General features: G+C 38.5%; 14 protein-coding genes. 4 read left to right on the plus strand and 10 right to left on the minus strand.

Annotation, left to right across the window (positions count from 1 at the left end):
- Window positions 1–8: 8 nt before the first annotated feature.
- A complete protein-coding gene (locus M2353_RS16995) occupies window positions 9–2,117 on the minus strand; it encodes a SpoIID/LytB domain-containing protein (protein ID WP_008348301.1) in 2,109 nt (702 codons plus the stop codon).
- A 25-nt stretch (window positions 2,118–2,142) separates the two neighbouring features.
- Window positions 2,143–2,466, minus strand: coding sequence for a hypothetical protein (locus M2353_RS17000; RefSeq protein ID WP_035701604.1), 324 nt, complete (start codon window positions 2,464–2,466; stop codon window positions 2,143–2,145).
- A gap of 182 nt (window positions 2,467–2,648) precedes the next feature.
- On the opposite strand from M2353_RS17000, the gene tagU reads away from it, so the two are divergent.
- Window positions 2,649–3,569 (plus strand): polyisoprenyl-teichoic acid--peptidoglycan teichoic acid transferase TagU, encoded by a 921-nt coding sequence (gene tagU / locus M2353_RS17005; RefSeq protein WP_284725773.1) that lies wholly within the window; start codon window positions 2,649–2,651, stop codon window positions 3,567–3,569.
- Window positions 3,570–3,801: 232 nt separating this feature from the next.
- On the opposite strand, the gene wecB is transcribed toward tagU, so the two are convergent.
- Window positions 3,802–4,941 carry a non-hydrolyzing UDP-N-acetylglucosamine 2-epimerase gene (gene wecB, locus M2353_RS17010; RefSeq protein WP_041507851.1) on the minus strand — a complete coding sequence of 380 codons (1,140 nt, stop codon included), beginning with the start codon at window positions 4,939–4,941 and terminating at the stop codon, window positions 3,802–3,804.
- Window positions 4,942–5,209: 268 nt separating this feature from the next.
- Between wecB and galU the strand changes: the two genes are divergently transcribed.
- Window positions 5,210–6,091, plus strand: a complete 882-nt coding sequence (gene galU, locus M2353_RS17015; protein WP_008343198.1) for a UTP--glucose-1-phosphate uridylyltransferase GalU — start codon at window positions 5,210–5,212, stop codon at window positions 6,089–6,091.
- A gap of 26 nt (window positions 6,092–6,117) precedes the next feature.
- Here galU and tagH read toward each other — a convergent pair whose 3' ends face one another.
- The 6 genes from tagH to tagD all read right to left on the minus strand — a co-directional run bounded on the left by tagH (window position 6,118) and on the right by tagD (window position 15,564).
- Window positions 6,118–7,722 carry a teichoic acids export ABC transporter ATP-binding subunit TagH gene (tagH, locus tag M2353_RS17020; RefSeq protein ID WP_284725774.1) on the minus strand — a complete coding sequence of 535 codons (1,605 nt, stop codon included), beginning with the start codon at window positions 7,720–7,722 and terminating at the stop codon, window positions 6,118–6,120.
- 19 nt (window positions 7,723–7,741) lie between these two features.
- Window positions 7,742–8,569 carry an ABC transporter permease gene (locus tag M2353_RS17025; RefSeq protein ID WP_060832700.1) on the minus strand — a complete coding sequence of 276 codons (828 nt, stop codon included), beginning with the start codon at window positions 8,567–8,569 and terminating at the stop codon, window positions 7,742–7,744.
- A gap of 174 nt (window positions 8,570–8,743) precedes the next feature.
- Window positions 8,744–11,110, minus strand: a complete 2,367-nt coding sequence (locus tag M2353_RS17030) for a CDP-glycerol glycerophosphotransferase family protein (RefSeq protein ID WP_096881933.1) — start codon at window positions 11,108–11,110, stop codon at window positions 8,744–8,746.
- A 182-nt stretch (window positions 11,111–11,292) separates the two neighbouring features.
- Complete coding sequence (locus M2353_RS17035; protein WP_284725775.1) at window positions 11,293–13,563, minus strand: CDP-glycerol glycerophosphotransferase family protein; 2,271 nt, start codon at window positions 13,561–13,563, stop codon at window positions 11,293–11,295.
- 47 nt (window positions 13,564–13,610) lie between these two features.
- On the minus strand, window positions 13,611–15,077 hold the full coding sequence (locus tag M2353_RS17040; protein ID WP_284725776.1) for an alpha-glucosyltransferase N-terminal domain-containing protein: 1,467 nt from the start codon (window positions 15,075–15,077) through the stop codon (window positions 13,611–13,613).
- Between the two features lie 97 nt (window positions 15,078–15,174).
- Window positions 15,175–15,564, minus strand: a complete 390-nt coding sequence (gene tagD / locus M2353_RS17045) for a glycerol-3-phosphate cytidylyltransferase (RefSeq protein WP_008343212.1) — start codon at window positions 15,562–15,564, stop codon at window positions 15,175–15,177.
- A 370-nt stretch (window positions 15,565–15,934) separates the two neighbouring features.
- Between tagD and M2353_RS17050 the strand changes: the two genes are divergently transcribed.
- The gene (locus M2353_RS17050) at window positions 15,935–16,705 is read left to right on the plus strand and encodes a WecB/TagA/CpsF family glycosyltransferase (RefSeq protein WP_058337001.1); all 771 of its coding nucleotides are present in this window, start codon (window positions 15,935–15,937) and stop codon (window positions 16,703–16,705) included.
- Window positions 16,706–16,716: 11 nt separating this feature from the next.
- Window positions 16,717–17,904, plus strand: coding sequence for a CDP-glycerol glycerophosphotransferase family protein (locus tag M2353_RS17055; protein ID WP_284725777.1), 1,188 nt, complete (start codon window positions 16,717–16,719; stop codon window positions 17,902–17,904).
- A gap of 17 nt (window positions 17,905–17,921) precedes the next feature.
- On the opposite strand, the gene M2353_RS17060 is transcribed toward M2353_RS17055, so the two are convergent.
- Window positions 17,922–20,552: a glucosaminidase domain-containing protein gene (locus M2353_RS17060; RefSeq protein ID WP_284725778.1), complete on the minus strand. Its 2,631-nt coding sequence runs from the start codon at window positions 20,550–20,552 to the stop codon at window positions 17,922–17,924.
- Window positions 20,553–20,782: the final 230 nt, after the last annotated feature.

Raw genomic sequence — 20,782 nt, forward strand, 5'->3', positions numbered from 1 at the left:
TTTTATTCTTAATAGTTTGTTAGTTTTGTACCTGGATAGTAGAACGAAAGTATGGAAGAATACGAGTTTCCAGATTCAGCTCTAGCTTTGGCGCCGTATTGACTCATACCAATGCCGTGACCATAGCCTTTTCCTGAAATCGTGAAATCATTTGTATTATTCTTTACTGACGCAAACGTACTTTTCACCTTTGTTGCGCCCATGACTGTTCTAAACTCTGTCATTTTCATACTTGCCGTTGTACTTTTGTTCACTGTATACGTACCTGTTTTGTTTTTCAGATGGTAATTCAGCTTGATTGAAACGGTCTTCGCACGCTGACCTTTTGTTTTTCCTGAGAATGTCAGGCTTGAAATAGATGCAATTCTCATGTCAGATGCAGCTGTTTCTTTATTTTTCAACAGCCATGATTTTAGACCAGCAAGGTCGGCAGCATTGGCTTCTTTTGCCTTAGACCACTCAGAAGCTGCTGTACTTGCAGTCAACGTAGTGCCTAATTGCTTTTTAGACAACTTCAGTGTCCACGCATTGACAGGATCTTTTGTGTCTTTTTTGGCGACTAAGTATGGCAGTGCATTCCCCCATACTTCTTCACTCGCCTCAGTGTATCCGCCATTACTAGAATAATAGGTGGCTGAAATAAGTTGATTGTTGTATTTCAGAACCTTGCCTTTTGTGGCATCTACAGCTTTTGTCGAATTTGTGTACCAGTTATATCCTCCATATACTTGGAAGGCTGTTGTATCAGGTACGACTTTTCCAATACTTTTCACTGAATACGTTCTAGCGGCAACAGCTTGTGCTTTTAATGCCTCAACATGCCAGCTCGCAGGCATTTCGTTTGGCACAACACCTTTTAGATAGTCTTCAAATGGAATATTTTCATTAGTCGGCCTGATATATCCTGATTCAATGGCAAAGTTGACGTTACCTAAGTAAGGCTTCCCTGCGATTTGAAGGACATTTTTGGTTGAATATTTCTCAGGAACAACTCTTAATGTGTTATACGTCTTAATGCCTTTTAATGAAATTTTTCCGTTAGAAATATTCAATTGGTAGTTTTGATTTTTTTTCAGATAGACTTGTTTGGCTAAAGAATTTTTTAAACTATCTGTAATCGCACTTGTGCTACCAGCAAGATGGTAAGCATATGTACCTTTTTCTTTCAGCAATGCTTTTAATGACGCTGTGACAGAATCCGGCTTCACATACACAACGGTACTGTTAGATTTTGCAGCCAATTGCGACAAAGGCATTGCATAAATATAGCTAGAGGCTTTTGCCAAGTACACTTTATCTGCATTAATGTTTAATTTTTTAATGATATTCACAGATAATTCATAGCGATTGGCACCGCTGATTCGTGTCACCTGTGAGGTTTTCTTGATTTGATTTTCTACTTTTTGTCCCGTACTTTTTGTACTGCCGATGATAATGACTTTACTTGGCATTTTATAAGACGGAATGGAATCTTTTTTTGTTAATAGGATTGGGTATCCTTTTCTCGATGCATAGGATGCAATTGCAATCCCATTCATGAATGAGTTCCCGCCGACAACAATTGCTTGCTTATAGTTACCCATTTCTTTGGCGATTTTTTGGGAAATTTCAAATTTGTCTTTCCCACTAATGCGTCTCACTTTTCCATACTTTTTGATTGATTTCTCAGCAGCTGTTGAAATACTTTTCGTATTCCCGACAATTAAGATGTTATCAGGATTCATCTTTTTCAACTGATTTTCGGTTGTCTTCGTTAGCTTTTCAATGTTCGTGTACAAAATTGGGGCGCCTAATTTGTATGCTAACGGCGATACAGAAATGGCATGATCAAAAGCATCTCGGCTCACAATCACAACGGTTGAAGGATTTTTCCATCCTGCAGAAGCAATACTATTGGCTACTTCGTAACGATTTTTGCCGTCGTATCTTTTCGTCACAGCGACATTTGATCCTGATAGTTTGTATTCCCCCGTTGTTGAGAAATCCATGCTGTTTTTGTTTCCGATATAGTTAGACAGTTTTACTGAAATTGTCGAGCTGGCCATGGCAGACTGAAAAGGTGCAATTAGTAGTGTCAGTGTCATGAGAACGATAAGTGTAATGCCTGTTTTCTTCAATTTTGTTCATCCCGCCCATCTTTTTTTACTTCTGTTTTTCAATCTTCTGAATTTCTTTTTGACCACTGTCATTGATAAAGTAAGAGATTTCTACTTTGTCACCTGGTTTAAATTCATTTAATACATCTTTAAAATTATCCGTAAATTCATAGCTTAAGGTCGTATTCACTTTTTTCACTTCGACTGTATGTGCATCAGCCATTCCAATAAATTCAGCTTTTTCTTCCAGCACCTGAGGAGTTGAACTGCTTGTCTTGTTTTCTCCTGAGGATTGCTCAGCCGTTCCACATGCTGTGAGCACGATACCTAGTAGTAGTATTAAGAACGGTAAAACGACGATTTTCTTCATTTTTTTCACCTCATGTCTTTGTATCGTCTTATAACTTAATATTTTAAGGTAAATTTAAGGTTTTTTGAAACCTTTTTTTTGTTACAACGTCTATATCTAGGTTCAGAGTAAAAAAATAACTTGTTTATCAAGATTCGTAAACCTATAATCATGGAAGAATGATAGAAAAGGTGAGGGACATTATGAGAGCTGAGAGAAAAAGAAAGAAAAAGAAGGTTCTTTGGATTGTTTTATCGATTATTGGCTTATTCGTATTAGCCACTGGCGGATACGCGTATCATCTTTGGAATACAGCCGCATCCACTGTCGCAGGCATTCAAGAGAACTTAAAGAAGTCAGATAAGCGTGACAAAGATGTCGATTTAAGTAAAAAAGACCCGATCTCCATTTTAGTCATGGGTGTCGATGAAAGAAAGAATGACCGAGGCCGTGCAGATACATTAATATACATGACAGTGAATCCGAAAACGAAAACAACTGAAATGGTGAGTATCCCCCGTGATACGTATACAAAAATTGTCGGAAAAGGCACAATGGATAAAATCAACCACTCTTATGCTTTCGGTGGTACACAAATGGTTGCAGATACAGTAGAGGAACTGCTTGATGTACCTGTGGATTACTTTGTGAAAGTGAATATGGAAAGTTTTAAAGACATTGTCGATACACTTGGCGGCATTACGGTGAACAGCACGTTTGCTTTCAGCTATGATGGCCATTCATTTGGTACAGGAGAAATTAACCTGAACGGCGATCAAGCCCTTGCCTATACAAGAATGAGAAAGCAAGATCCTAAAGGTGATTTCGGCCGTCAGCAAAGACAGCGTCAAGTCATTGAAGGCATCATTGCAAAAGGCGCTAACATTTCATCTATTACGAAATTCGGCGATATGTTTAAAGTCGTTGAAAACAACATGAAAACGAATATGTCCTTTGACGACATGTGGACGATGATGAATGATTATCGTGATGCAAGACAAAATGTGAAACAGCACGAGCTGAAAGGTACAGGCGCACGAATCAATAATATTTATTACTATCAGCTTGATGACAGCAGTTTAGCGAAAGTGAAGAAGGAATTGAAGGATAGTTTGGAGCAGTAAAAAAGGACTACAGGAATGTAGTCTTCTCCGATTGTTGACAAAGGGCTAAAATGAACTTGATTTTAGCCCTTTGTCTTCTTTTCAGCGTGATAGAAAGCCCTTGAAGTCTAGGAAGGACGAGAACTGGAGCGGAGCGAATTTGACATTCGTGAGCACCAGCACGCAGGACTGACAAAGAATGCGAGGGTTTGTCTACACGCTGAGAAGACTACAGGAATGTAGTCTTCTTTTTTTATGATTGAAATGGGGCTGGTTTTTCATCACTTAAACCAAAACGATGAAGGAGTTCTTGGACAATTCGTTTCGACGCTTGTCCATCACCATAAGGGTTAGAAGCCTTCGACATGTTATCATACTCTTGCTTGTCTTCTAACAGCTCTTTTGCCATCTGATAAATGGTTTCCTCATCGGTTCCTGCAAGCTTAAGCGTACCAGCTTTCACACCTTCAGGACGTTCTGTTGTATCACGCAGCACTAATACTGGCTTTCCTAAAGAGGGAGCTTCCTCTTGCACACCGCCTGAATCCGTTAAAATAAAGTGCGACGCAGCAGCGAAGTTATGGAAATCAACTACTTCAAGCGGCTCAATTAAGTGCACACGATCAAGATCACTGAATTCTGTCTGAGCCGCATCACGAACAGCAGGATTTAGATGGACAGGGTATACGACTTGAACATCTTCAAATTCTTCGACAACACGGCGAATCGCTCTAAACATGTTCTTCATCGGCTGACCGAGATTTTCTCTGCGATGAGCCGTTAATAAGATCATTTTATCTGAACCGATCTTCTCTAGAATTGGATGTTGATAGTGTTCTGTGACTGTTGTTTGCAGGGCGTCAATGGCCGTATTCCCTGTCACACAGATGGTCTCTTCTTTTTTATTTTCTACTAAAAGATTCTGCTTCGCCTCAGCCGTAGGGGCAAAATGAATGTCAGCAATAGTGCCTGTCATTTGGCGGTTCAATTCCTCAGGGAACGGTGAGTATTTATTGTGAGTTCTTAAGCCAGCTTCGACGTGGCCGACAGAAATTTGGTGATAGAACGCAGCCAAACTTCCTGCAAAGGTTGTCGTTGTGTCGCCATGAACAAGCACAATATCAGGTTTTTCTTCTTGGAATAATTGATCTAGTTTCAACAATGCATTTGATGTAATTTCAGATAATGTTTGGCGCTGCTTCATGATGTTTAGATCATGGTCTGGCGTAATAGAAAATGCCTCAAGAACTTGATCTAGCATTTCTCTATGCTGAGCTGTGACAGTGACAATTGAATTTATTTGTGGATGTTTGTTAAGTTCAAGGACAAGTGGAGCCATTTTGATTGCTTCAGGCCTAGTACCGAAAATAGTCATTACATTTAGTTTTTTCACTTGTTTATGCCTCTTTCCTAGTATAATACTTTCAATTATACACAATTTGGAGGATAAATTTAATGATATAAAAAAGAAATTTACATTGAATTAACGTTATCATTCACCCTCCTTTACATTTAACATATAAAATGTAAACTATCTAAAAATCATTTTTAGTGAAATCATTTGTCTTTCCTATGATTTGTAAGTTACACTTTATAAAGACGACCAAGAACTAACATTGATTATTAAATCGGTTATCTATGTAAGGAAGGTGCAAAGTTCATTGAAAAAAGTACGTAAAGCCATTATACCAGCTGCAGGTCTCGGGACACGTTTCCTCCCTGCCACAAAGGCTATGCCTAAAGAAATGCTACCAATCGTTGATAAACCAACCATTCAATATATTATTGAAGAAGCTGTTGAGTCAGGAATTGAAGACATTATTATTGTCACTGGAAAAGGGAAAAGAGCCATTGAGGATCATTTTGATTTTGCGCCAGAGCTTGAGCGCAACCTTGAAGAAAAAGGAAAAAGTGAACTTTTAGAAAAAGTGAGAAAATCCTCTAATATTGCTGATATTCATTACATCCGCCAAAAGGAACCTAAAGGACTCGGACATGCCGTTTGGTGCGCACGCAACTTTATCGGTGATGAACCCTTTGCTGTTTTATTAGGTGATGATATTGTCCAAGCCGAAACACCTGGACTTCGCCAGCTAATGGATGAATATGAAAAAACCCTTTCGTCCGTGATCGGCGTTCAGCAAGTCGCAGACAGCGATACGCATCGCTACGGGATCATTGATCCTCTTACCCAAGAAGGCCGCCGCTATCAAGTGAAAAACTTTGTTGAAAAGCCGCCGCAAGGAACCGCACCATCCAATTTAGCTATTTTAGGGCGCTACATTTTCACGCCAGAGATCTTTATGTACCTTGATCAACAAGAAATTGGTGCAGGCGGAGAAATTCAGCTGACAGATGCCATCCAAAAGCTCAATGACATCCAGCGTGTATTTGCCTATGATTTTGAAGGAAAACGATATGATGTCGGAGAGAAGCAAGGTTTCATTGAAACGACGCTAGAGTTTGCCCTTCAAGATGAAGAGCTAAAGAAAAAACTCATTCCATTTATGAAACAGCTACTTGAAAAAGAAGAAGTGAATTAAAAAAAGCTGCCGGCATCGGCAGCTTTTTATTTGCTCGCTGAAACAGTCAGCGTATGCTGTTCATTATCGATAACAAATAGATGATTTTCGCCTTTTACTGCGAATTTCGTTTGTTTTTCATTCATCCAGACATTTTGTTCTGTCAGCCCAATTGTTGAAGGAGAGATGGGCATGATCTCGTGGAACACCATCTTATTTGCCTGGCCATTTTCAATCACATAATCGGTTTTCTCAGTGGTCAGCCGCTCAATGGTATCGCCTTGTTCACTTTTGACCGAGCTAAGTGTCTGCATTCTTTGCTTCAGCACAGACTCTTCTTTTCCAAGAAAAGAAAGTAAGTACTCATACGAACCCGCAGATGCGGGTGATACGTAGGAATTGAACTGTGCTGGTCCGATGGATAACGGCTTTAATTCATCTGCGCTTTGTAGCGCATCAGGTTTCACATAATACGTCTCTGATGCTGTTTTGATTTGAACGGCTTTTTTATTTTTAGCCACAGCCTTTACTTCTTGTCCAAACGATAATGTGACGTCTGCCTTTTTTTTCATGGCTCTGTCTGTATAAACCGTCATTGGATCTGCCTTAACTATGGCCTGTTGATCAATCTTTTTCATATCATTAGGGGCACCTTTCGTCTCATGGTTCGTTGACTGGGGCGCCTCTGTTTTACCTGAAGGAATTGCACCAAATGTTGCCAGTGTACGCAGCGGACGATCCGAAAACATAGAAAGGGCAAGTAAGATGGTTAAAACAGCTATCATGGTCACTTGAAATGCCGGTCCAAAAAATGAACGTCGTTTCTCGTTCTCATGATAACGAGACACCTTCTCTGTCTTTTGTACGCCTTTTCGACCTTCTTTGTGCTTCAATTGGTATTCCTTTTTTTCTTTCTTGGAAAGCTTGTTAAACCAATCAACAAACTCCTTATACTCTTTCACAACCTTTTTCGTATCATCAAACATACGAAGTTCACCATAATGCATCCAAGCAACACGATCACAGATTTTTTGGATTTGACTAATGGAGTGACTGACAAAAAAGATCGTCTTTCCTTGTTCTTTGAATTCGGTGATACGATCCACACATTTTTGATAGAAGGTTTGGTCTCCTACAGACAGTGCCTCATCAATAATGAGGATATCTGGATCAATATGTGCTGATATGGCAAAGCCAAGACGGGATTTCATTCCGCTTGAATAGCTCTTTACAGGCTGATCAATAAAGTCTCCAATATCCGCAAACTCTACGATTTTTTCATAAAGATCATCAATTTCTTTATTTGTCAGGCCCATCATTAAGCATTTTAAACGAATGTTGTCTTTACCACTTAACTGATTGTTCAGCCCTGCCGCAATGGCAATTAACGATGGCTGGCCGTCCATATCAATCTCACCGCTTGTCGGTGGAATGATTTTCGCTAGAAGGTTCGACATCGTGGATTTCCCAGAACCGTTGATCCCTACAAAACCAATCGTCTCTCCTTCATAGACATCAAACGACACATCACGAACGGCAAAGAAACCTTTTTCATTTTTATTAGGAAAAAACAGCCCTTTGATCTTGTCAGACTGCTTTTTATATAAGACGTATTGCTTGGATACGTTTCGAAACGAAACCTTTAGTTTCATCGTATAATCTCCTTACTTTTTAAAGAAAATCGACAAATTTATCCCTAAATTTCATATGAAGCAATGAACCGACTGTTAAAAAAAGAAGCGTAATCAGCCAGAAATAAAGCGTATATTTCACATCATGGAAGAACCATTCTCCCTTTAACAAGCTATTTCTGAAACCATCAATAATGTAGAAAAGAGGATTTAATCTTAAAATATCTCCTATCCATGCTTTGTCTCCAGTGAGCTTCTCTGAGATATTCCAAAAAATCGGCAGCAAAAAGAAAAGTAAACGTGTCACTGATTGTAATAGAAATTGATAGTCTCTTACGAGTACACTAATTGTTGAGTTAAACAAACTAAACGAAAACATAAATGCGATCATACATATAAGGTAGTAAATATATTGTAGCCAATGCGCGTCAGGATATATGCCATAAGAAATAAGCACAATGAGATAGACACCCATCATGACAAAATAGCTGAATAAGTTGGACATAATGACCACAGACGGCAGCGCACTAATCGGAAAATTCATTTTTGATACCATATTAATGCGTTTAAACACACTGTTTGATCCATCAAGGATCGTCGGACTAATGAAGAACCACGGTATTAATCCAGCAAGCATCCAGATGATAAATGGAATCTCCATGCCTCCAATGACAATTGGCTGTCCTCCGCGAATGCCTAAACCAAAAACAAACCAGTAAGCCAGCATTTGAATCAATGGATTTAAAAACTGCCATAAAACACCTAAATAATTCATCTGATATTTTGATTTTGTTTCATAAACAGCAAGTCGCATAATCAGCGAAAATGAGCTGATTTGCTCCTTCAGTATCGTCAACATTGCGTTCATTCTAATCTTCCTTAGATATAAGTTTTTGGGATCACTTTTTTAAAAAGCACCGCTCATAATTGTAACAGATAACGATTCACATTTCATCTTATAACAAAAGTCGTATCATTTATTCTAGAAACTAAAAATCCCCCTGAATCCTTGCGATCGTAGATTCAGGGGGCCCCTCAGATGTTAGATGATTTGATGCTCTTTTAAGAAATCAGTAATTCTTTTTGTATTTTGATTATCGTTAAAGCTATTGATCTTCAAATATTTTTCTTTATACTCATCTTCTACCACATACTGATGATCGATTGCATGTTTGACAATACGAATCAGGTCTTGAGTGTTATATGCAATTGGACCTGGTGCATTCTCTTCGTTCACAGGCGGAATGGCCTTGTACTGTCTAATTAAGTAATCTTTCTCTTCCCAATAAAAGATCGGGTAGGCTCCTCTATATTGCGCATCATATATAGCAGAAGAATAATCTGTAATAAATACTTTCGACACTTTTAGCGCTTCTGAAGGGTTATCAGAAATAATATGTTTATACTGCGGTAAATTCTGATACACATATTGTGAAAATTTATTATGCGGTACAATTAAAAGACGATCAAGCAAGCCTGCTTCTTCAAAGCTTTTGATGATTTTAATTAGAACTCTATAATAAGAGGTTTCCTCAATTCTATTCGTATAAATAAGCCCCTCTTCCCAATATCGATAAGTTGGCATGAAGGCAATTTTATCTGCACCCTCTACTAACTTTGCATGGTCAAAGGTCGCGAGCCCGGTCAAAATTAAATCATCACGGTCATAGTTCATTTTATAAAATTCACCGGCTTCTAATTCAGAGCTGATGACTGATTTATAAATATTGTATTGGTTCTTGTCTTTATGGAATCCAAAAGCCATTGGATTATCAACTGGCTTAGCAAACATAATGCCATGCTGTAAAAATACGAGCGGAACACTCATGATTCTCTCTCTAAGATGATCAATATATAGTCTATCATTCAGAACATGGTTAGATAGCTCACTTGAAATAAAATAGCTGGCATTAAAAATACTTAAATAGTGTCTCAGACTATATTTCGGAATGATTCCTTTTCCATATTTCGCTTTCAATGCTGGATAGGCACTGGATTTCTTATTGAGAATAAAGTAATTCTTTGAGTCTGTTTGACAATTCTCTTGAACATAGTCATAAACCCTAATAGCTGATTCATCTGCTTTGTCACTTTTTTTCTCAAAAAACAAATTGACACCATATTTTTTGTCTTTATAAAACGATGATAAAATGCTTGCTACTTTTATTTTGACCTTACTAAATAAAGAATATTCCTCAGAATAAGGAATAATAGTTGACGTGACATTTCCAAAAAGATTTGTTCTTAGTACTTGTAGCTTGTCCCCATTCTTTTTCGTGATATATGTCTTAACCTTTTTATCTCTTTTTTTCAATCTTAAACTATGGATAATCCGGTGATCATTTCCTACGAACAAGTTATTGTGGATTCTGCTATCTAAATCAAGATCATTTAACGAAATTTTAAAGAAGCCATATCTTTTCAGAAGCTTGATCTTTCTAAATGGTCTTGTAAATTTCGCCAATTGGTGCTCAGAGTTTCTAATGTAAAGATATTCATACTTCTGGTCTGAATTATATGCGTAATGAGTCAGTCTTCCATAAACATAGAAGCTATTAAACAAACTAAAAATACGCAATCTAGAAGTGTGTTTTGTGACAAGATATGGATTTCCTCTTACTAAATAAACACCATTTGTTCTTACATATATGTAATATCTTTGTTTATTTATCACTAGAATATTAAGAATGTTATCTTCTTTGAATTGCTCTAATGTATCTTTACCGAAAATCTTAAGCGGCTGATATCTAGGAACGAGTCTAAAGTTGACGATTTTCTTTTGCTCAGTAACCTTATTTAGGATTTTGATTTGATTACGGTTATTTACAGTCACTTCAATTTCTTTATGTTCCTGCATCACATCAAACAAGATTTTTCTAACATTTAGTTCTTTATTTTGACAATCGTACGTAATGACAAAGTGGAAAAGACCATATATGATAAAGGAGATGTCCACAAATCTTTTTTTTTCTCCATCAATGGCTAAATCCATTTTGTAATTTTGATTGATCTCATCTACATTTAGCAGCCCTGAGAATAACAACAGTTCCTTTTCTCCACTGTACAAGCCATAGCGGTCTAATCCTAATTGTTTAACATAGATTTTTTCAAATTGATTGTTAATTTCAATTGAATGTATTTGTTTTGGCTGAATCATGTCAGAGCTTTCTTTCAAAATATACAAATTTTGATCCTTAGCATAGAGATAAATCATTTCATTAGAATGATCTATTGTGGATTCAAAAATCATTTGATCCTTTACATCAATTTTACAAATCCACTTTGAATCGTTTACATTTAACTCTTTAAATTCAAAAGTGGACAACTTCTCTATTTCGTCAATATATATTACTAGCTTATGTTCATCTAAATTTAGAATTTCTATAAAATTATGATAAAGTTTGTACATTGAAGCACCTCTATATTATTTTCAGCATATTTACAATACCGGATAATCTTATCTAAATTTAGCATGTTTACTGTTAAATTTCTATGTTTTTTTATTTTTACCATTACTTTTAAATATGTGTACAATGGAATAAAAAAACCAAAAAAGTACCGTTCTACATGAGAGGAACGGTACTTTTTTTACTATTTTTCAGAAAACACTACTTCCACCACACGCTTCGATGACTCTCCGGCCTCTAGGTAGCAGAATTTTTCATAAAACGGCGTAAATGAAGGTGGTAATGTAAATGTCGGCTGTTCTGTTTCTCTTACCCATTCAATCACGCGTGATGTTTCTTTTACAAGTGGCCCTGGTGCTTCTTGTTCAAAGTCAAAATAGAAGCCTCTCAGTTTGTCACGATATGTTTCGATGTCTGGTACATAGAACAGCATCGGACGTTTAAGGTTTGCATAATCAAAGAATACGGAAGAGTAATCTGTAATGAGTAGGTCAGAAATCATATAAAGGTCTCGAATGTCTTCGTAATGAGAGAAGTCATAGGCAAAGCCTTCATATGGTCCGAGATCAAAGTTTTCCGCTACTAAATAGTGCATACGAAGGATGATGATATATTCTTCTCCGATAGATGCTCGTAGCTCATGCAGATCAAGGTCTAAATCAAATTTGTACTGCCCTTTTTTATAAAATTGATCGTCTCTCCATGTCGGTGCATATAAAATCAATTTTTTATCAAGCGGCAGGTTCATTTTTTGTTTGAGCGCTCTCATTGTTTCTTCATTGTTTTGATTGTGAAGGAAATCATTTCTCGGATATCCTGACTCAATCATGGTCTTTTGGAATTGGAACGCACGGGTAAAGATTTCGGTCGAGTATGCATTAGGAGAAATGAGATAATCCCAATTCGATGCTTCTTTCGTGAAATTCCTTTTGTACTTCTTCGTGTTTGTTCCAGGCATATGCACTTCGTCCATGTCCATTGCCAGTCGTTTTAATGGCGTACCGTGCCACGTTTGCAAGTATGTGGTGTGTTCTGGTTTTGGAACCCATAGCGGCAAACGGCTGTTTACGATCCAATACTCAGCTCTTGCCATTGCAAAAATCCATTTCAATGATAGACGATTGATATAGTAGATGCCCTTTTCTTTAAATGGTGCTTCATGACCTTTTTTAACACTCCAGATCAGTTTATATTCAGGGTGATTTTCTTTCATATATTCATAAATAGCACGCGGGTTACAGCTGAATTGTTTCCCATTAAAGCTCTCAAAAATAACGGTTTTCTTTTTGACAGACAGTTTACTCGCCAGTGTAAAGGTCGTTTGGAAAGTACTTGTCACAAGGCGATTGCGAACTTTTTTAATCTTACCCACTTGCTTCTTGAATTTCTTCCACTTGCTTTTTACGTAGTACTTAGCACGTGTCTTCATGGTGTAATCATTAATTCGGATGCCTAAAGTTTGTCTTTTTTTCTTTCTGTACACTTCATATCGAATCGGTACATCGTTTCTTTTATGAATTTGAACAAGTCCCTTGAGTTTGTTTGAACGATCTCCAAGCACTAAAGAAGTTGTTGTTAACGTTTCTTCCACTCCGTTAACATCGCAAATAAACTCAAAATAGAAGCGATAGACAAACCGTTTGTTTAAGGAATAAGTTAACTCCTCTAAAGGAACTTCTGCTGAAAATTGATACAGTTGTGGTGTTTTATGGTCGTCACGATATTGAATGACTTCATCTTTTTTATGTGTCATCTTGACAGGAAAACGATGCTCAACTGGTTCCTCACCATTTTTCTTCAATAGAAGCTTTACTTCTTTGATCTGATAAGGATGCTCTGCACTTAGAACGCCTGCATACCCAGATAAGGATAGCGTGCATTCTTTGTTGAGCTCGATGTGATGGAATTTCACAACTTTGAGCTCCCGTTTGATTTTCAATGAAGCATTGCCTTTGTCTGTACGATATGGAATAACATACAACAGCGCTTCTTTATTTTCTAAAAATGTCAGTTCTGGCGTTTCAATTTCCATTTTCAAACGACGTTTATAATAGGGTGTTTTTTCTTCTATTTCGGAAGTTGCGCTGGTATCCGCTTCTTTTGCGTCTTCATCCTCTTCTTCCGAATCAGAATCATAAGCTGAGTCTTCAAGCTCATCTTCGTCCTCTTCTTTGTTTGCGCTCACATAGTCCGTGACATATAAGTTGTATGTCTGGCCTTGCTCTAACGCAAGCGGAAGCGATGCTTCACTCAGTACCAATTTGAATAGATTCTCTTCTTGATGAACAAGCGGGAGGAATAGTTCTTGTTTTGAGACCCTTTCCCTCATAAACAGATAAAACTCTCTATCTGCTAATGGCATGTCATCGTAAATGCGAACGAGCATTTCCAATTTTTCATGATGATTTTTTAAACCTTCAACGACACTCTTCTTATGGATTCCCTCTTCAATCATTAATCGTTAATCTCCTCTGTTCAAAAATCTTACCGTTATTTGTATCATTATTTTACTTTCCAAGAATAGTTCCCCTGTTTCGTTTGATACGACCAACCATCAATTGAAGATGGTTTATTGGTAAGGAGCTCTCCCTCTACTTCTAGACGTTGCAAAACTTCTTGAAGTTCTTCTGTTTTAAAGCGGATGTAAAAATCCACAAATTTTGTTTGGTTTGTTTCGATGTTTTTCTTTGTTTGAAAATGACCAATTGGGAAACTGACTTGATCATTCTCATCAATTGTTTGAGAAATGATTTCAGCTCCATTCACTCGATCATATCCTGCAAAATCAATTTCCACATGATCCGCTTGGCTCATTTCGTCTGTCATCTTAAGCTGAAGATGAAGAACATGGTGTTCAGAGCTAAGACCATGCAGCACCCATTTCGTGCGATCCACGATCTTTCTCAGCTCATCTTTACGTATACGGTTTTCCAGCATCTGATGAAGTACTGTTTTCCAAGCTGACATTTCATCAGAAGGCACATGGTAGAAATAAGTTTGTTCTCCTAAAACCTTCTCAACATCTTCTTTATGCTTAGTATCGCCAAAGAAGACGGCATCCACTTGCTGTTTTCTTATTTGTTTAAATAATTCTCCATATTGAGAATAGATATGGTGCGGATTTTCCTCATAATGGGCTTCATGCACAAAAGCAGCATAATAAGTTGATTCCGGTTGATCTATTTTAAACAAGTGGCGGTCCTGGTCCCGGTCCTCTGTGACCATCAGTTTTAACCGGTCATTTTGTAATTGAATGCTGGATAGCCATTGTTGTTTTATATCCGTCTTCTTTGTGAATGTTTGAATTCCTGTTTTTTTATACCAATTAATGTGACGGACTGGATTCTTTTTTGCATCACCAGCATAGATGATCTCCATAAAAATGCTGCCATCGTCCTTGATCAATTCTTCTAAATAGAGAGCACCTGTATGAGGAACAAAGCTTTGAACTCTGCGTAAAGCTCCCTGCCAATTGTATTCTTCTCTCTTCACTAATTGCTGCTCTTCATTATATCGATCAATCATACAGATTGGGGAAGAAGGCAGTTCATATCTCGTCACCTGAATGGTCGATGTATCTGCCGGGATAACTGCTTCATTGATTGATTGAGGTACTTCACCCGCAATAAACTCCGAATAATGCCTTTTACTTCCGCTCTCTGGCAGAATGTAATGTTCAAATACATTCAGGATGTCAATTTGAGGATGAAAGGTCTCCTCCAAGCGGCGAATACGTTCCTTCACATTTACATCGAAATTCAAAGTTAACATCGCAGTACGTTTATGTTTCCCAGCCAATGGCTCTATTCTTGCTTTTAAAGACTTCGTTAAGCCGTCTTCCTCATTTGGTACGTCACCTACAATAAAGTAGTAGTCCATATCAGGAATTTCAACTAAAGTCATCGTTTCATTTTGTTCAGGTTGATCCAATGTATCTTCAACTTTTTTCTTCATCCAATTTTGAAACAAAGGAAGCTCTCCTTAAAAATCATGATAACTTGCTCATTGTATTTTACATGAAAAAGCACTTCTCACCAAAAGATAAGAAGTACTTTTTTTCAATCTATTATAGTCCAGCAATTTCTTCCTTAATTTGTGTTGTCGAAATACCTTCTGTTCTTTTCAAGTAAACGACTTCGCAATGCTCTTTCAAGAAATCAAATTTACCTTCCCAGTCATCCCCCATAACAAACACATCAATGTCATGTTCTTGTACGTCTCGGACTTTTTGATCCCAGCTGTTCTCTGGAATGACTTCATCTACATAACGAATGGTTTCTAAAATCAGCTTGCGATGCTCGTAGCTATGATAAGCCTTTTTTGATTTTTGTAAATTAAACTCATCTGTAGAGATGGCCACTACTAAGTAATCTCCAAGCTGTTTTGCACGCTCTAGCAGCTTGATATGCCCCCAGTGTAATAAATCAAATGTACCGTAAGTAATAACTTTCTTCATTGCAAACATAAACTCCTTTCTTCATCCTTATTCGACTGCTTCAAGCAGTAATGTTTATCCGTAATCCTATTCTCATCGGTCATGTTTTTTCGCTCTTCGGAACCTCATTATATCATAATGCCTAAAAAACGTTAAGAAAATGTAAAGACAAACTATTTCCAATTTAATGGATGAAATAGTGGAACTGCACCAATACAGTATTTCAACGTTTTTAGAGACTAGTTGTTTATTAAAATGTCATGAAATTAAAAGGATTGTAAAGTTATTGTTAATATTTCATGGAGCAACTGTGATAAAATGATCTGTAGGTTAAGAATGAATTTACAATGATCGTACAATAGATAACAAAAAGAAAAAGGGGGTTTATACAGTGGAAACAGAAGTGGTCTCTAACCTTTCTTATGTAAATGGCGACTTAGACGAATTTATTAGTTATATGAACCAACACCACATTTCTCAGCGAAGAGGCGCAATGATTGCAACGGTGAATCCAGAAATAGGTTATGCAACTATGAAGGATCATGCATATCATAAAGTCATCTCTTCTGCAGACTATGTCTTACCTGATGGTGTAGGTGTTGTCTTGATGTCACGTCTTATAAACCATCCGTTGAAATCAAGAATTGCAGGCTTTGAGGTCTTCATGTCTATGCTTGATCTCGCAAACAAGCAATCTAAAAGTATCTTTTTATATGGTGCGAAAAAAGAAGTGCTTGAGGCTGTCAAACAGCGAATTGATACGGAATATCCGAATGTGGTGATTGCAGGCAGCTGTGATGGTTATCAAGCGGATAAACGGTTTGTGGCAAAACAAATTGCTCGTTCAAAAGCAGATATGGTGTTTGTTGCTTTAGGTTATCCAAACCAAGAGAACTTTATTTATGAATACCGTCATTTGTTCCCGCAAGCTGTTTGCATCGGTTTAGGCGGAAGCTTTGATGTATTTAGCGGAACGGTGAAGCGTGCACCACGCTGGATGATTAAAACAAATACGGAATGGCTGTACAGACTCATTGTCAATCCGTGGAGATGGAAACGAATGCTGAATATCCCAAAGTACGCTTTTGCCGTATTAAAAGAAAACAAAGGGAAAAAGCGCTACTATCCTGAGCAAGTAAAAGATCAGACGAAGCAGCTGTGAGAGACTGATACATGATGAATATACGCTCAATGATCATCTCATGCTATGCAGCTTTTGTTTCTTTTGCTGGATGGCTCATGAGCGGCGTGAAACCTCGTGACAATCAGGTGACGCTGCTTGTTTCATTCCAAGAGAATGCAGCTGCTCTCATTGATACTTATCAACAACAGGCGAATATGACAATGAGGCTCACTGTCCTCTATACGAAGCATGCTTCCGTGATAGAAAAGGACGTGCCTCATGTGTCATTTCGCTATTTTCATGAAAAAAATCCCATCCATCTCATTCAATGTATCTATACGATGCTGAAAAGCAAAGTCGTCGTCACAGATAATTATTTTCTGATGACAAGTGTGCTAAGAAATAGACCTTCTACCACTTGTATTCAAGTGTGGCACGCCAATGGTGCTTTGAAAAAGTTCGGTCTTGAAGATGCTTCAAATCATCACCGGAGTTCTCGTGATCTGCAGCGTTTCAAGCGGGTCTATGCGTCTTTCGATTATATCGTTACTGGCTCAGATCACATGCGCGAGATTTTCAAAACTTCATTTGGCGTCAACGACGATCGTTTTTTGCCAACAGGTGTCCCCTTCACAGATGCGTACTATGATGAGCGCCCTATTTCCTTTCAGACGGATATTTTTCCAAAAGGCAAAAAAGTGCTGCTGTATGCGCCGACCTACCGGGACTTTGCAATGGACGGTCTTGTCTTACCTTTTTCTAAAGAACAATTGCAGAGTGAGCTGAATGGCGACTATATTCTGCTCGTCAAGCTTCATCCTGCGGTGAAACATTTAGCCAAAGCAGAAACAGATGGTGAGTGGATCTTTGATGTGTCCGATCAGCCGCTCTTTCCATTGCTCTCTGTATGCGATGTCCTGATTACAGATTATTCGTCCATTGTGTTTGAATATGCGCTGCTCCGAAAGCCTGTTTTGTTCTTCACTTACGATCTAGAGACTTATCGCACAAAACGCGGCTTAGTCGAACGTTATGAAGACATCATTCCAGGAAAGGCTTGCGTCACTCAAGATATGCTCTTAACGGAGCTTAAGCAGCTAAACGAATCAGCCAATCAAGACTTATTGAAAACCTTTGCTGAGGAATGGAATCAATATTCAAAAGGGAAATCAAGTCAGCAGCTTCTTTCCTTTATTGAACATCAGCTCTTACACAAAAAACGTCCGGCTTCTCATTAAGAAGCACGGACGTTTTTTTATTTGTTATACACGGGGATATCATAATACAGCGTATAGTTATCAAGTAAGTTATACAAACTATACATACGAGTGACCTGTTTAGAAGCCCAGCCAATATCTGTTGCATATTGGTGAGTGGCTGTCGCAGACCAACGCATTTTGTAAATGGTATCTTGTTTGTATGTGGCATTATTGATGTAGCTGTTGCCAATGAATTTTGCCCCGCCAATAATGGCTGCCTCTGGTGTGAACCATTGCTGTTCATACGCATACTTTGCACCGAGGTAATTCGGGTTACTGTCATATGCACCAATGCCATACATGTTGTACACGATTCTATCATTAAACTTCGTACCGTTCGCTAAAATGGAACTGCCGTTGCCTGTTTCAAGCAATGCATGTGAAATGAGATAGATTTCGTTAATATGATACGTTTTCGCTGCTGTGATAAAGGCTTGTCCTTTTCCGGCAAGAATGCCTTTCCCTGCTAAAATCTTCGTATTCACTTCAGTCGGATTGAGATTTGCAGCTTCAGAGAGTTTGAGAAATTGAAAATAAGATTGAGTGCCCTCCGCGATATTCGCTGGGTCTACATATTTTAATACTTCTGCTGAACTCGCATTTCTCCAGCCGAGGCTGATCTTGATCCAGTTGCCTTCTTTTCCAAGCTGCTTCACTTTTGTCCCTTTGTTCAGCTGTGCGACGATGTTGCTAGCCGAACTTGAATCAGGTGTAGAACGTACATTTAGCCCGTCTGTATTCACTGTGGACGTCGCTGGGTCTACATATGTCGCATAGACGTAGGCTGCACCATCTGTCTGCGGCGACACCTTCATTTGTTTGTTTACCATCTCATTGACTGTGAGGTTATAATTCGTCTGCATCACCATTGGGCCATTTTTGATTTTTGTCGCTGTGGCTGTCCAGCCGTATTGGCTTTTCACAAAAGCAATGGCCTCATTCGCATTTGGTAACCCTGTAAACTGCTGTGTGATGTTGATTTTATATGTCGGTTTTGTCGTTGTTGTATAAGCAGCTGGTTCATTTCGTTTTTTGAAGAATGTCATGCCTTGGTCTCTTAAGGCAGCAGTCGAAATGACCCCTGTTTTGATCTGATATTGACCATAATCAGTTGCTCCCGTTTTTTGAGCGGCTGCTTTCATTTTTTGTTTGGTTAAATAACTTAAGGCTTGATTCAGCTTTGTCTGATTCACAGTTGCCTCTGTCGTAATACGGTATTGCTTAACAGCTTCTGTTAATGTTTTTGTACTGCTGGCAACTCCATTTTTTTTCATGATCTCTTGTGCCTGCTTCACTTTGCTTTGATCATATACAGGAGCTGTCATTAGGCTGTATGCTTTACTGACGGCTTGTCCCTTGCCTGTTGTGATGTTGCTTGTCACCTTTTGTGCTTTTAAGTATGCAGCACCTTTATTTACTTTTGTTTGATCTGTTGCTTGATTCACAACAAGTCGATACGTGCTGTCAGACGCTTTGCCTGTTTTTTTCGTTGTGGCGGATACTTTTTTCTTTTGGAAAAATGCCGTTGCTTTTTTCGCTTGATCATCGCCCAAAAGATTCCCAGTCACTACTTGATATGGCTGTGTAGAGGAGATCTTTTTAGATGTATAGCGCCATTTCTTTTTCTTGAAAAAGGCAACTGTTTTTGCGTAAGTTGTGTCATTTAATTGATTAAGCTTTACGATATAATTTTTCGTTTTTCCTACTCGCTGCACAGTCCCTGACACACCAGCTTGTTTTTTGATCTGAGCCGCCGCTGAGGCTGCTTGCTTATTGTCTTTGAAATAGCCTGATTCCATGCTATATACATTTTTAACAGCTCCAGCCTTCTGAATCTTTCCGCTGATTTTCGCTTCTTTTTGCAGCTGGGTCAGAAGGGTTTGCGCTTTAGACTGATTCGTTTGTGCAGCAGATGTGACGATGTAATACGGTTTGCCTGCTGCTACCGTTTGGAGTACTGCTTTTAAACCAGATTCCTTTTGAAAACCTTGCAGGATGGTATTTGCCTTACTCTGTCCGACAATATTGCCTGAGATCAGCTGATACACGGTGCCAGCTTTGTTTTCGGTTTGATATGTACTAGTGACTCCGGCCTGTTTTTGTAGTTCGGTTTGAATATTTTTGACTTTCGTTTCAGAATCAATGGCTCCTGAAATGACCTGGTAAGATGGGCTACTTTGATTGATAGCTTCATACGTGCTATTGAGTCCTGATGTTTTCGTCAGCTCGAGCGTCAGTTTTTTCGCCTGACTTTCATCGTTGATTGGATCAGATACGATTTTCTGTAAAGGAAGGCGGTCACCTACTGGAGACACCGTACCGCTCATGCCTAACTCTTTTTTTAATGCAGCGGCACTTGCACTCGCTGCTACTTGTGAGTCATATCCTGAGGCAGTCAGTTGATAAGTCGATGTATTTCCTGAGGTTTGATACGTGGCTGTCCACTTCTTATCCTTTTTCAACGTGTCAACCGCTTTTTTGACTTCTGCTTCTGTTGTAAATACTTTTGAGGTGCTAATCGTATAAATGGATTGATCGACATAGGAGGCTGCTTGCACTTCTTTGCCCGTGTGTAATGTCATACCAAAGGCAGCTGCGAGTAACATAATCTTGATGGTTTTTTTCACGGTCCCTGTCCCTCTCTTAACTTTGCATAATAGTCTACTAATCTCTTTATCGACAAAAACAAGTCTCTTTCAAGTCCTTTATGCAATAGAAAAATAGAGGACTCCCGAAGTCCTCTCAAAATTGACAAAGGGGTAAAATGACTTTATTTTACCCCTTTGTCTTCTTTTCAGCGTGATAGAAAACCTTTGCAGCCCTAGGAAGGACGAGTACTGGCGCGGAGCGAATTTGA

The sequence above is a fragment of the Bacillus aerius genome, assembly GCF_029894105.1.
Lineage (GTDB): Bacteria > Bacillota > Bacilli > Bacillales > Bacillaceae > Bacillus > Bacillus altitudinis.